This is a genomic window from Streptomyces sp. NPDC021225 (assembly GCF_044332865.1).
In the GTDB taxonomy this organism is placed as follows: Bacteria; Actinomycetota; Actinomycetes; order Streptomycetales; family Streptomycetaceae; genus Streptomyces.
Window position 1 is genome coordinate 1,507,579 of sequence record NZ_JBIRPV010000001.1, and the last position, 13,494, is coordinate 1,521,072.

Below are 13,494 nucleotides of genomic sequence, written 5' to 3' on the forward strand. Positions count from 1 at the left end.
TGTCTCCCTTGCTGAGTGGCGAGTGCCCGCCCCCGATCCTGCCATGGCGGCCGACTGCTGCGCTCACGGTGTTGTGCGAGCGGCGGTGTTGTCGGTGGGGCGTGGCAGGATCGGGGGCGTGGCAGAGAAAGCATCGAAGAAGACCGCAGCGCCCGCGACCGCCGACCGTGCGGGAGACCGCCCCCGGCTGCTCCTGCTGGATGGGCATTCCCTGGCATATCGGGCATTCTTCGCGCTGCCGGCGGAGAACTTCAACACCGCTACCGGCCAGACCACCAACGCGATCTACGGCTTCACCTCGATGCTGGCGAACACGCTCCGTGATGAGCGGCCCACGCATCTGGCCGTGGCGTTCGACGTCTCGCGCAAGACCTGGCGCTCCGAGCAGTTCACGGAGTACAAGGCGAACCGCTCCAAGTCGCCGGACGAGTTCAAGGGGCAGGTCGAGCTGATCGGCGAGATGCTCGACGCGATGAACATCCCCCGCTTCGCGGTGGAGGGCTTCGAGGCCGACGACATCATCGCCACCCTCGCCACCCAGGCCGAGGCCAAGGGGTTCGAGGTGCTGATCGTCACCGGCGACCGCGACTCGTTCCAGCTGGTCAGCGACCACGTCACCGTCCTCTACCCGACGAAGGGCGTCTCCGAGCTGACGCGCTTCACCCCCGCCAAGGTCGAGGAGAAGTACGGCCTCACCCCGCGGCAGTACCCGGACTTCGCCGCGCTGCGCGGCGACCCGTCGGACAACCTCCCCGGCATCCCGGGCGTCGGCGAGAAGACCGCCGCGAAGTGGATCAACCAGTTCGGCTCCTTCGCGGAGCTGGTGGAGCGGGTCGGCGAGGTCAAGGGCAAGGTCGGCGACAAGCTCCGCGAGCACCTGGAGGCCGTCAAGCTCAACCGGCAGCTGACCGAGCTGGTGCGGGACGTCGAGCTGTCCGCCGGCCCCGACGGGCTCGCGCGCGCTCCGTACGACCGCCAGGCGCTCTCGGTGATCATGGACGCGCTGGAGTTCCGCCACCAGAACTTCCGGGACCGCGTCCTGGCCGTCGACCCAGGCGCCGCCGAGGAGGAGCCCGCGGCCGCGGCCCCCGGCGTCGCGGTGGACGGCGCGGTGATCGGCTCGGGCGACCTCGCCCCCTGGCTGGAGCTGCACGGCGCCGAGCCGCTGGGCCTGGCCACCCTCGACACCTGGGCGCTGGGCAGCGGCAGCGTCAGCCAGATCGCCCTGGCCACCGCCTCCGGCCCCGCCGTCTGCTTCGACCCGTCGGAGGTGGACGAGTCGGACGAGCAGGCCTTCGCCGGCTGGATCGCGGACCCGGGCCGGCCCAAGGTGATGCATGACGCCAAGCGCGTGATGCGGGTCTTCGACGAGCACGGCTGGACCGTGGCCGGGGTCACCATGGACACCGCGCTCGCCGCCTATCTGGTCAAGCCCGGCCGCCGCTCCTTCGCGCTGGACGCCCTGTCGGTCGAGTATCTGGGCCGTGAGCTGTCCCCGGCCGAGGCCGCCGACAGCGGGCAGCTGGCCTTCGGCGCCGACGAGCAGGCCGAGCAGGACGCCCTGATGATCCAGGCCCGGACGATCCTCGACCTGGGCACGGCGTTCGGCGAGCGGCTCGCCGAGGTCGGCGCGGTGGAGCTGCTGCGCGATGTCGAGCTGCCCGTCTCCGCGCTGCTGGCCCGCATGGAGCAGGCGGGCATCGCGGCGGACCGCGCGTGGCTGGACCGCATGGAGCAGCAGTTCGCCGCGGCCGTGCAGCAGGCCGTCAAGGAGGCTCATGACGCGGTGGGCCACGAGTTCAACCTGGGCTCCCCCAAGCAGCTCCAGGAGGTTTTCTTCGGCGAGCTGGGCCTGCCCAAGACCAAGAAGACCAAGACCGGATACACCACGGACGCGGACGCGCTGGCCTGGCTGGCCACACAGACCGACCACGAACTCCCGGTGATCATGCTGCGCCACCGTGAGCAGGCCCGGCTCCGCTCCACCGTCGAGGGCCTGATCAAGACCGTCGCCCCCGGCGGCCGCATCCACACCACCTTCAACCAGACCGTGGCGGCCACCGGCCGGCTCTCCTCCACCGACCCCAACCTCCAGAACATCCCGGTGCGCACCGACGAGGGCCGGGCCATCCGGCGCGGCTTCGTGGTCGGCGAGGGCTTCGAGTCGCTGCTGACCGCCGACTACAGCCAGATCGAGCTGCGCGTCATGGCCCATCTGTCCGAGGACGAGGGCCTGATCGAGGCGTTCACCTCCGGCGAGGACCTGCACACCACGGTCGCCTCCCAGGTGTTCGGCGTCCCCAAGGACGCGGTCGACCCGGAGATGCGCCGCAAGATCAAGGCGATGTCGTACGGGCTGGCGTACGGACTCTCGGCGTTCGGCCTGTCCCAGCAGCTGGCCATCACGCCGGACGAGGCGCGCAAGCTGATGGACACCTTCTTCGAGCGGTTCGGCGGGGTGCGCGACTATCTCCAGCGGGTCGTCGACGAGGCCCGGGCCACCGGCTACACCGAGACCATGCTCGGCCGCCGCCGCTATCTCCCCGACCTCAACAGCGACAACCGCCAGCGCCGCGAGATGGCCGAGCGGATGGCCCTCAACGCCCCGATCCAGGGCACCGCCGCGGATATCGTGAAGATCGCGATGCTGCGGGTGGACGAGGCATTGACGCGAGAGGAATTGTCGTCGCGGATGCTGCTCCAGGTGCACGACGAAATCGTGCTGGAGGTCGCCCCCGGGGAGCGCGAGCGGGTGGAGGCGCTGGTGCGCCGGGAGATGGCCGGGGCGTTCCAACTCCGGGCCCCGCTCGATGTCTCCGTCGGCTCCGGCTCCGACTGGGAATCGGCGGCGCACTAGGGGGCGGCCGGGGCGTCAGGGCCGCCCCCCAGGGGGCGACACGCGCGGTGCCTGGCGGTAGCTGCCCGGTAGCTGCGGGGCGGCAAGTTGTCGTAGTGTCACGAGGGTTGGCGCGGGGGAGCGCGCACACTGCTCGACGGGAGGGGAATACGCATGGCACCGCAGATCGGCCGACGACTGCGTAAGGGAGCGGCCACGACGGCGGTGGCGGCGGTCGCGATGGCCGCCCTCACCGCCTCGCAGGCCCCCGGCTTCGCAGGCACGGCCCGGGAAGACCGGCACCACGACAGCGCCGGCGAGACGCCGGCACCGTCCGACACCCCCATCGACGGCGGCTCGTCCTACCACACCGATCTGCCGCCCCTTCAGAAGCCCGGCAAGCCCGGCACCTCGATCGACCTGCCGGGGCTGCCGGACAAGAAGGCCACCGCCGAGGCGGGCATACCCGCGACCGTGCTCGACGCGTACAAGAAGGCCGAGGCGGCCCTCAAGGAGTCCAAGCCCGGCTGCAACCTCCCCTGGCAGCTGCTCGCCGCGATCGGCAAGGTCGAGTCCGGCCAGGCGCGCGGCGGCCGGGTCGACGCCGAGGGCACCACCTTCACGCCCATCCTGGGCCCGGTGCTCAACGGCAACGGCTTCGCCAGGATCACCGACACCGACGGCGGCGCGTACGACGGGGACACCACCCACGACCGCGCCGTCGGCCCCATGCAGTTCATCCCGTCCACCTGGGCCACCTGGGGCCGGGACGGCAACGGCGACGGCGAGAAGAACCCGAACAACATCTATGACGCCGCGCTCGCGGCCGGCGCGTATCTGTGCGCCAGCGGCCGCGATCTGTCGGTCAAGGACCACCTCGACCGGGCGATCCTCGGCTACAACCACTCGCAGGAGTATCTGGCCACCGTCCTGTCCTGGTTCGAGTACTACAAGAAGGGCACCCACGAGGTGCCCGACGGCACCGGCGTGCTGCCCGACCCGGACAAGACCGGCGGCGGCTCGGACGGCGGCCGCGACGGTGGCGGTGGCTCGGAGAGCCCCAGGCCGCTGCCCGACCCGACCGAGCCCGGCGGCGACCACAGCCCCACCCCCGAACCCCCCGCGACCGACGACGGCGGGATCGAGACCCCCGCCCCGGAGACGCCTTCCCCCGAGACGCCCTCCCCGGAGACGCCTTCTCCGGAGACGCCCGCCCCGGCCACCGTCGCCCGGCTCAAGGCCGTCGGCACCGCGAAGCTGACCGCCACGGCGGGCGAGCAGTTCGCCGACAAGCCCCGGGTCCGCGCCGAGACCGCGGCGGGCAAGCCGGTCGCGGGCGTGTGGGTGCAGTACGAGATCCGAGGCGAGACCGACGCCCGCTTCCCCTGGAACGCGACCCGCGTCAGCCGCATGACCGGCAGCGACGGCACCGCCACCGCCCCGGTGCTGCGCGCGGGCGAGACCACCGGGTCCTTCACGGTCCGGGTCACGGTCGTCGGCCGCACCGCGACCGCTACCGACATCGCCGCCACCGTCAAGGCCCGCCCCGTACCGCAGGCCGACGCGCTGGCCCGCGCCGACGACAAGGACCTCAAGGCCGAGACCGGCGGCTCCTTCGCCGACGCGGTCGGCGTCAAGGCCAGCTACAAGGGCAAGGCCGCGGCCGGTGTGCCGGTGACCGCCACCATGATCGTCGATGATGCGGCGAAGGCGACGGACAAGCCCACCGAGAACGACAAGGGCCCCTACTTCAAGGACGACAAGGGTCAGCCGATCCGCACCCTGACCACCCTGAAGACGGACGCCGACGGCAAGCTCGTCCTCCCCAAGATCTACACCGACGACCACGCGGGCACCTTCCTGCTCCGCCTTACCACCGCCGACGGCGCGGTCCTGACCATCGAGCTGACCGTCACCGAGCCCGCGGCTGCGCCCACGGAGCCGCCCACGGCCGAGCCCAGCTCCGAGCCCACGGCCCAGTAACCGGCCGAGACCGCCGGGCACCACGCCGACACCCCACCGCCCCTGCGCCCCCACCGGGCCCAGGGGCGGTGTGGCGTTCATCCCGAAGCGTTCCCGCCCTCGCGTTCCCGCCTTCGCGTTCCCGCCTTCGCGTTCCCGCCTTCGCGTTCCCGCCTTCGCGTTCCCGCCTTCGTGTTCTCATCTCCGCCCCCCGTTGCTACGGTGCCCCAGCCCTGACGCACCGTCAGGGCGCCCCGTGCGCCGCAGCAACCGGAGGCTGAGACATGCGCGCCCTCGCCGCCGCCGCGATCGGACTGGCCGCCGCCCTCGCCCTCGTCCTCACGATGACGGCCATCGGCGTCCCCAGCGGCAAGACCTCCCCCAAACCGCTGCTCACCACCGTGCCCGAGCACCCCTGAGCCCCGAGGGAGGGACATCCCGCCATGCGCCGCAAAGCTAGCCTGGTGCTGCTCGCCTTCGCCGTCTTCTTCACCGCCCTCGCGCCGCTGCTGCGCTGGTACGCCTTCCCCCGGCTGGCCAAGATCCCGCCCAGCGAGTACCAGACCGCCGTCCTCGAGGCCAAGCCCGCCGTGCTTCTCGACTACGCCACCATGCAGCCCCGCAAGGTGCCCAAGGTCAGCATCGTGCAGACGCTCCGCGGAAACGTGGCCGCGGCGAAGAAGGCCGGAAAGACGGCCGGGCGCGATGTCGTCGTCTGGGACGCCCTGTCGTACATCGCCGGGCCCGACGGCAAGATGGTCTCCAAGATCCCCGAACGCTATGTCTTCGACGCCCACTCGCAGGACCCGGTCCACCAGGGCGGCGAACACGTCGACGGGGACCCGGTCCGCCGCGAGGGCATCGAGTACAAGTGGCCCTTCCTCACCGAGAAGCGCGACTACAACTACTTCGACGCCCAGACCAGGACCTCCGCGCCCATCCACTACAAGGGCACCCGGAACTTCCGCGGCCTGGAGGTCTACTACTTCGAGCAGACCATCCCCTGGACGAAGGTGGCGCTGCCGAAGACCATGCCGGTCGAGGGCATCACCCCCGAGACCGTCCGCAAGGCGGGCACCACCCGCTGGTACACCACCAAGCGCATGTTCTGGGTCGAGCCCACCACCGGCGCGCCCGTCAACGGCGAGGAGATCCACCGGGAGGAGCTGCGCGGCGGCACGCTGCTCGGCGACCGGGACAGGGTGACCGTCTTCTCCGGCCATGTGAAGATGCGCGAGGACTACATCGACCACACCGTGAAACTGGTCAAGTCCCAGCGGCAGCTCGTCCTTCTGCTGACCGCCTATCTGCCCTGGGGTTTCCTCGTCCTCGGCGCCGGGCTGCTGGCGCTGTCCCTGGTGCTGGAGGCCTGCGGCCGCCGCCCGGGGGGCGGCACCGAGGCCCACGACGAGTCCCCGTCCCCACGGCCCGTACCCGCCCCGGTGTGACGGGGGGCGACGGGGCTGTGGGTGCCGGCGGTGCCGGCGGTGCCGGCAGCGGTGTCAGCGCTGTCGGCGGTGTCGGCGCTGTCGGCGCTGTCAGCGCTGTCGGTGGGTGCCCGTACCGTACGCCCATGCCTACCACCACCTGCCTGCCCAGCCTCGAACTCGCCGATCAGCTCGCTGAGCTGGCGCGCCTGGAATGGACGCCCGGCGCCACCTCCGCGGCCGCCCGGCGCTTCGGCTGGACGCCCGTGGACGACGGAGCCCGGAGGGCCGCCTTCGCCACCAACACCGGCCATTACGTCGTACCCGAGTGGTTCGCCGTGCCGCCGGAGGAGCGGGCGGAGGACGAGGAGTGCCACATACCGTTCTGCTACTACTACGAGGCCGACGACTTCGACGAGGAGCTGGCCGCGGGCGGGCTCAGCGGCAATATCGACTGGCTGGAGAAACACCACGCCGACGACCCCGAATGGCGCTTCGAGCGCGACACGGGCCGCGCGCACTTCGACGCGCAATGGCGCGCCGCCGTCGTCCTGTTCACCGAGCGGCTCGGGGAGCCGGAGGTCGCCGTGCGCGACGCGGAGGGCGAATCGCCCTGGAACTACGCGGCGTGGCGCTGCGGGGGAAACGCGCTGGTGGTCGGCCAGTGCACGGACAACGGCTCGTACATGACCTTCGAGCAGGCGCTGGTGTGGATCGCCCCCTACCCGGTGGAGCGGCCGTTCCCGGGGGCGGGCGAGTTCGACGGCCTCATCGAGTGCTGACGGCCGCCGGGGCGGGCGCGCGGGGCCCGGCGGCTCAGCTGCTCAGCGGCGGGCGTTGGTACGCCGCGTCGGCTCGGCCGTCGCCGGGTCCTCCGGCCAGGGGTGCCTGGGGTACCGGCCGCGCAGCTCCGCGCGCACGGACCGGTAGCCCTCCCGCCAGAAGGACGCCAGATCGGCCGTGACCGCGGCGGGGCGCCCGGCCGGTGACAGCAGGTGTACGAGCAGCGGCACCCGCCCGCCCGCGATCCGGGGCGTCTCCTGCCACCCGAACAGCTCCTGGAGCTTGACGGCCAGCACGGGCTGCTCCTGGCCGTAGTCCACCCGCACCCGCGAGCCACTGGGGACCCGTACGCGCTCCGGGGCCAGCTCGTCGAAGCGGGCCGCGTCCCCGGTCGCCCAGGGCAGCAGCCGGGCGAGCGCCTGGCCCGCGTCCACGCGCTCCAGGTCGGCCCGCCGCCGCGCCCTGCCGAGCTCCGGGCCCAGCCAGGCGTCGAGGTCCGCCAGCAGCGCCGGATCGGACACATCGGGCCACGCGCCGCCCAACTCCCGGTGGAGGAACGCCAGCCGCTGCCGGAAGGCGACGGCCTCCGCGGACCAGCGCAGCAGCCCCAGCCCCTCGCCGCGCAGCCCGTCCCGCAGCGCGGCGCGCACCAGCTGCGGATCGGGCGCGGCCAGCGGCCGTACCGCCAGCTCCACCGCCCCCAGCCGCTCCACCCGCCGCGCCACGACGTCCCCGCCGGACCAGCCGACCTCCACCCGCCGCTCGCACAGGGCCGCCGCCGCGGTACGGGCCGTCTCCTCGTCCACGACGGCCGCGAGCCGCACCCGCGCCGACGCCGCCGACACCGGCCGGTCCGCGACCGCCACCGCCAGCCACGGCGCGTTCCGCAGTCGGGACCCCTCGCCGAGCTCCGCCCCGGTGCCCGACGCCATCAGATACGCCCTCTCCCCGCGTCGTCGCGCCACCCGCTCGGGGAAGGCCAACGCGGCGACCAGCCCCACGACGGCGTCATCACCCACCGCGCCCGCGCCGCGGGCGCTTGGGGTGGTGGTGTGGTCCGCGGCGTCGGCCCGTGCCTGCCCGTGTCCGCCTGCTGCCGGTGCGGCGGCGGGGTGATCGCCGGGACCCGGCGCGGTGCCGCGTGGCGCTCCCGTACCGGCCGCGCCCCGGGTCGCGCTCGGTGCCGCGGCGCCCGGCGCAGCGGGGGCGGAAGCCGCCCTTCGGGCTGAGCTGTCGCCGACCGATCCCGGCGCCGCAGCGTCAGGGCTGCCGCCGCTCCGCACGCCGCTCGGGGGAGTGGCGTGCGGAGCGGCGTATGCCCGATCGCGCTCGGCTGTCCGCGTGGTGGAGCGCGGGGCCTGAGCGTGCTGACGGCTGTTCGCGCCCCGCGCGTCGGCGTCCGGCACGGCGCGGCGTGGCGCAACCGTGCTCGCGGTGTCGGCCCGCGCCGGTGCTTCACCCCCAGCCGCCCCGGCCCCGGCCTCGGCCCCCGCCTGGGCCGCCTCGGCCGTCGGATGGCCGGAAGACCGCAGCGCGCCCTCGAGACGGCGAGCCTCCTGGCGCCAGCGGGCGGCGTACGTGTCCGTGCCACGGCGGGCGGTGCGCAAGGCGGCTGCCAGGTCGTCGCCGTAGTCCCGGGGCGGCTCCTCGCTGAGCAGGGCCACGGCCTCCGCCACCCGGCGTGCGCCGACCTCTCGCGCGCCGTCCAGCAGCGCCCGCGCGAGCCGGGGGTGCAGGCCCAGCCGGGCCATGCGCGCGCCCCGGTCCGTGGCCCGCCCGGCGCCGTCCACGGCGCCGATCGCGGTCAGCACCTCGCGCGCCGCGGTCATCGCGCCGCCGGGCGGCGGGTCGAGCAGCGCGAGGCCGGAGGCGTCGGGGTCTCCCCAGCACGCCGCCTGGAGCGCGAACGCCGTCAGGTCCGCGACGCCGATCTCCGGGGACGGGAAGCGCGGCAGCCGGGCGTCCTCGGCCTCCGGCCAGCAGCGGTAGACGGTGCCCGGCGCCTCGCGCCCGGCCCGGCCCGCGCGCTGCCGGGCCGCGGCCCGCGAGGCGCGTACGGTCGTCAGCGCGCTCAGGCCCCGCGCGTGATCCACCCGCGGCTCGCGCGCGAGCCCGCAGTCCACGACGGTGCGTACGCCCGGGACGGTCAGGCTCGACTCGGCGACCGAGGTCGCCAGGACCACCCGCCGCCGTCCGCCGCCCCCGCCCCCGCCCGCGAGCGCCGCGTCCTGCACGGCGGCGGGCGCGCGACCGTGCACCTGAAGCACCTCCGCGCCGGCGCCGCCGAGCAGCCCCGCGACACGCGCGATCTCCCCGACGCCCGGCAGGAAGCACAGCACGTCCCCCTCCCGCTCGCGCAGCGCCCGCCGCACCACCGCCGCGACGTGGTCGAGGAGAGCGGGGTCCACCCGCATTCCGTGCGGCGGGCGGACGGGGCGCGCGGGCGGCGCCCACACCACCTCGACCGGATACGACACCCCCTCGGCCGATACGACCGGCGCGGGCCCGCCGTCCGGGCCCAGCAGCCGGGCCCAGCCCTCCGCGTCCGTGGTCGCGGACGCCGCGATCAGCCACAGGTCGGGCCGCAGGGTGGCCCGTACGTCCAGCAGGAAGGCGGCCGCCGTATCGGCGTCCAGGTGCCGTTCGTGGCACTCGTCGAGCACCACCGCGTCGACCCCGGCGAGCTCGGGGTCGCGCTGGAGCCGCTGAAGCAGCACACCGGTGGTGACCACCTCCACGGCCGTCTCGCGGCTCACCCGCCGCTCGCCGCGCACCGTGAACCCCACCCGGCCGCCGACCGACTCCTCGCCCAACAGCCACGCCATCCGCCGCGCGGCGGCCCGCGCCGCGATCCGCCGCGGCTCGGCGACCAGCACGCGCCGGGCGGGCCCGCCGCCCGCCGCCCCGGCGAGCGCCAGGGGCACCAGCGTCGTCTTGCCGGTCCCGGGCGGGGCGCACAGCACCGCCGCGCCCCGGTCGTCGAGCGCGCGCAGCAGGGCGGGCACGGCGGCCCGTACGGGAAGCGCGTCGAGCACATCGGTACGGGGCGTGCTGGGCGTACGGCGGGCGGTCATCGGACCATCCTGTCAGCCCCTGCTCCGCACCTTCAGGTCCCGTTCAGTGCCGCTCGCACACGAAGATCGCCGTCCCCGGGATCAGATTCCCGCGCAGCGGGGACCAGCCGCCCCACTCCTGGTCGTTCCAGGCGGGCCATTCCGGCTCGACCAGGTCGAGCAGCCTGAAGCCCCCGGCGACCACGTCCCGGACCCGGTCGCCCAGCGTCCGGTGGTGCTCCACATAGACGGCACGGCCCGTCTCGTCCTGCTCGACGTACGGCGTGCGGTCGAAGTAGGAGGCGGCGACGCTGAGCCCCTCGGGGCCGGGCTCGTCCGGGAACGCCCACCGCACGGGGTGTGTCACCGAGAACACCCAGCGCGCTCCCGGCCGCAGCACCCGGTGGACCTCGCGCATCACGCGCACCGGATCGGCGACGAAGGGGATCGCCCCGTACGCCGAGCAGGCGAGGTCGAAGGAGGCGTCCCGGAAGGGGAGCGCGGTGGCGTCGGCCTGGACGAGCGCGACCGGCCCCGCGCCCGCTTCGCGCGCCGAGACCGCCGCGCCTGCTTCGGTATCGATCCGCATCGCGTGCCGCAGCTGGCGGTGGGAGATGTCGAGCGCCACCGGCCGCGCCCCCTGGGCCGCCAGCCAGCGTGAGCACTGTGCCGCGCCCGCCCCGACCTCCAGGACGGTGAGCCCCTTGAGGCCGTCCGCCGGGCCGAGCAGCCCGGCCTCGGCCTCGTCGAGCCCTTCGGGGCCCCAGACGAAGCGGTCGTCGCCGAGGAAGCCGCCGTGCTCCTCCTGGTACTCGTCCGCGTTGCGGTCCCACCAGCCGCGGCTGGCCCGGCTGCTCTCCGTGTCGCCGGCGATCCGCCGGGTGGCTGTGGGCTCGGCCGGCTCGTCGGGCGGCGCTATGAGATCTTCGGTGGCGCCGGGCGTTCCGGGCTCGTCGGTTGCACGGGGCATGTGTTCTTGGACCATCGGGCGCGTCGTCGTACTCTCTGTGTCGACCTGTGGCTGTGGGGAACGGCTGGACTCCGCGTCGCAGCAGGGACCGTGCGACTTGCCGGGTTTGGGGCGAAAAGTCCCGGGTGGGCTCTTCGTGCATTGACCATGCCCGGCTGCCCCCGTATGCTACAAGTTGCGCTGCGGGCCTGCGCGCCTCAGACGGAGCAGGCCGCGCTCGCATCTGTTGTATGTCCCTCGGTCACCGAGGCGCTTTTCGATCCCTCGGGAAGAGATCAACGCCTCCGAGGCTGTCCGGCTTCTGCAGTGCGATAACGGGTCCCGGCGTAGCAGTACCTACGACTTCATGTCCGTAACCGGAGCCCTTTCCCACATGACGAGCAGCACCGAGGCAACCCGCACCACCCCGCAGGTGGCGGTAAACGACATCGGTTCCGAGGAAGCCTTCCTCGCCGCGATCGACGAGACGATCAAGTACTTCAACGACGGCGACATCGTCGACGGCGTCATCGTGAAGGTCGACCGGGACGAGGTCCTGCTCGACATCGGTTACAAGACCGAAGGCGTCATCCCTTCTCGCGAGCTTTCGATCAAGCACGACGTCGACCCCAACGAGGTCGTGGCCGTCGGCGACGAGATCGAGGCCCTTGTCCTTCAGAAGGAGGACAAGGAAGGCCGCCTGATCCTGTCGAAGAAGCGCGCCCAGTACGAGCGTGCCTGGGGCACCATCGAGAAGATCAAGGAAGAAGACGGCATCGTCACCGGTACCGTCATCGAGGTCGTCAAGGGTGGTCTCATCCTCGACATCGGCCTCCGTGGCTTCCTCCCCGCCTCCCTGGTGGAGATGCGCCGCGTCCGCGACCTTCAGCCCTACGTGGGCAAGGAGCTCGAGGCCAAGATCATCGAGCTGGACAAGAACCGCAACAACGTGGTCCTGTCCCGCCGTGCCTGGCTGGAGCAGACCCAGAGCGAGGTCCGCCAGACCTTCCTCACCACCCTCCAGAAGGGTCAGGTGCGCTCCGGCGTCGTCTCCTCCATCGTCAACTTCGGTGCCTTCGTGGACCTGGGTGGCGTCGACGGTCTGGTCCACGTCTCCGAGCTGTCCTGGAAGCACATCGACCACCCGTCCGAGGTCGTCGAGGTCGGCCAGGAGGTCACGGTCGAGGTCCTGGACGTCGACATGGACCGCGAGCGCGTGTCCCTGTCGCTCAAGGCGACCCAGGAAGACCCGTGGCAGCAGTTCGCCCGGACCCACCAGATCGGCCAGGTCGTCCCCGGCAAGGTCACCAAGCTGGTTCCGTTCGGTGCGTTCGTCCGCGTGGACGAGGGCATCGAGGGCCTGGTCCACATCTCCGAGCTGGCCGAGCGCCACGTGGAGATCCCGGAGCAGGTCGTCCAGGTCAACGACGAGATCTTCGTCAAGGTCATCGACATCGACCTCGAGCGCCGGCGCATCAGCCTCTCGCTGAAGCAGGCCAACGAGGCTTTCGGTGCCGACCCGTCCGTGGTCGAGTTCGACCCGACCCTGTACGGCATGGCCGCGTCCTACGACGACCAGGGCAACTACATCTACCCCGAGGGCTTCGACCCCGAGACCAACGACTGGCTCGAGGGCTTCGAGACCCAGCGCGAGGCCTGGGAGACCCAGTACGCCGAGGCGCAGCAGCGCTTCGAGCAGCACCAGGCGCAGGTCATCAAGTCGCGCGAGGCCGACGAGCAGGCCGCTGCCGAGGCGAGCGGCGGCGCCCCGGCGCAGGGTGGCCAGGCGTCCGGCGGCTCGTACTCCTCGGAGTCGGCCGACAACTCCGGCGCCCTGGCGTCGGACGAGGCGCTGGCCGCGCTCCGCGAGAAGCTGGCCGGCGGCCAGAGCTGATCACCGGCCGCCCGGCTTCGGCTGACGGCCTGAACGGCTGACGTAAGGCCCGCTCTCCCCGGAGAGCGGGCCTTACGCATGCCCGGACGCCACCTAGGCGCGACCCTGCACCGTGACCGAGTCGACCGTGACGCTCTCCGCTCTGTCGATCATGATCCCCTGGCGGCCGCCGGTGACCGTGATGCCGCGCACCGTCCAGTACGAGGCGCCGTCCAGGTGCAGTCCGAACCCATAGCCGTCACTCGCCGTGAGCACCGCTCGCGGGGACCCCGTGAGGGTGATCCGGGAGCCCGAGGTCCCGGAGGCGGTGATCACGAAGCCCCCGCGGTACGTGCCGTCAGCGAGCTCGATGGTGTCGCCGGGCCTGGCGGCCGCGAGGGCCTCCTTGAGCTGAGCCGCGTCGGAGACGGGGATCGGGCGGGCGGAGTGCGGGCGTCCGTCCTTCACGGCCGTTCCCGCCGCGACCAGGCCACCCATGGCGAGGATCCCGGCGGCGGGTGCGGCGACGAGGGCACGGGTCCGGGAGCGGGTGGGGGTGTGGGAGTGCATGGGGCGTTCCGCCTTCCTGCCGTGGTCAGGGGTGGCACCTT

At 73.0% G+C, this 13,494-nt stretch carries 9 protein-coding genes; 6 read left to right on the top strand and 3 right to left on the bottom strand.

Going from position 1 to position 13,494, the window contains the following annotated elements:
- Positions 1-118: 118 nt before the first annotated feature.
- From polA to ACH4S9_RS06950, 5 genes are all read left to right on the top strand, one after another.
- A complete protein-coding gene (polA, locus tag ACH4S9_RS06930) occupies positions 119-2,857 on the top strand; it encodes a DNA polymerase I (RefSeq protein WP_398370235.1) in 2,739 nt (912 codons plus the stop codon).
- 153 nt (positions 2,858-3,010) lie between these two features.
- The gene (locus ACH4S9_RS06935) at positions 3,011-4,819 is read left to right on the top strand and encodes a lytic transglycosylase (RefSeq protein ID WP_398370237.1); all 1,809 of its coding nucleotides are present in this window, start codon (positions 3,011-3,013) and stop codon (positions 4,817-4,819) included.
- Positions 4,820-5,082: 263 nt separating this feature from the next.
- On the top strand, positions 5,083-5,217 hold the full coding sequence (locus tag ACH4S9_RS06940; protein WP_311724850.1) for an SPW_0924 family protein: 135 nt from the start codon (positions 5,083-5,085) through the stop codon (positions 5,215-5,217).
- A 24-nt stretch (positions 5,218-5,241) separates the two neighbouring features.
- Positions 5,242-6,246, top strand: a complete 1,005-nt coding sequence (locus ACH4S9_RS06945; RefSeq protein WP_398370239.1) for a DUF3068 domain-containing protein — start codon at positions 5,242-5,244, stop codon at positions 6,244-6,246.
- Positions 6,247-6,371: 125 nt separating this feature from the next.
- Positions 6,372-7,007: a hypothetical protein gene (locus ACH4S9_RS06950; protein ID WP_398370241.1), complete on the top strand. Its 636-nt coding sequence runs from the start codon at positions 6,372-6,374 to the stop codon at positions 7,005-7,007.
- A 42-nt stretch (positions 7,008-7,049) separates the two neighbouring features.
- On the opposite strand, the gene ACH4S9_RS06955 is transcribed toward ACH4S9_RS06950, so the two are convergent.
- Positions 7,050-10,082 carry an ATP-dependent RNA helicase gene (locus tag ACH4S9_RS06955; RefSeq protein WP_398370243.1) on the bottom strand — a complete coding sequence of 1,011 codons (3,033 nt, stop codon included), beginning with the start codon at positions 10,080-10,082 and terminating at the stop codon, positions 7,050-7,052.
- A 43-nt stretch (positions 10,083-10,125) separates the two neighbouring features.
- On the bottom strand, positions 10,126-11,046 hold the full coding sequence (locus ACH4S9_RS06960; protein ID WP_398370245.1) for a class I SAM-dependent methyltransferase: 921 nt from the start codon (positions 11,044-11,046) through the stop codon (positions 10,126-10,128).
- Between the two features lie 358 nt (positions 11,047-11,404).
- Here ACH4S9_RS06960 and rpsA point away from each other — a divergent pair, with 358 nt between their 5' ends.
- The gene (rpsA, locus tag ACH4S9_RS06965) at positions 11,405-12,904 is read left to right on the top strand and encodes a 30S ribosomal protein S1 (protein ID WP_311724856.1); all 1,500 of its coding nucleotides are present in this window, start codon (positions 11,405-11,407) and stop codon (positions 12,902-12,904) included.
- Between the two features lie 93 nt (positions 12,905-12,997).
- Here rpsA and ACH4S9_RS06970 read toward each other — a convergent pair whose 3' ends face one another.
- Entirely contained in the window at positions 12,998-13,453 is a 456-nt protein-coding gene (locus ACH4S9_RS06970) for a hypothetical protein (RefSeq protein WP_385339409.1), read from the bottom strand.
- Between the last annotated feature and the right edge of the window lie 41 nt (positions 13,454-13,494).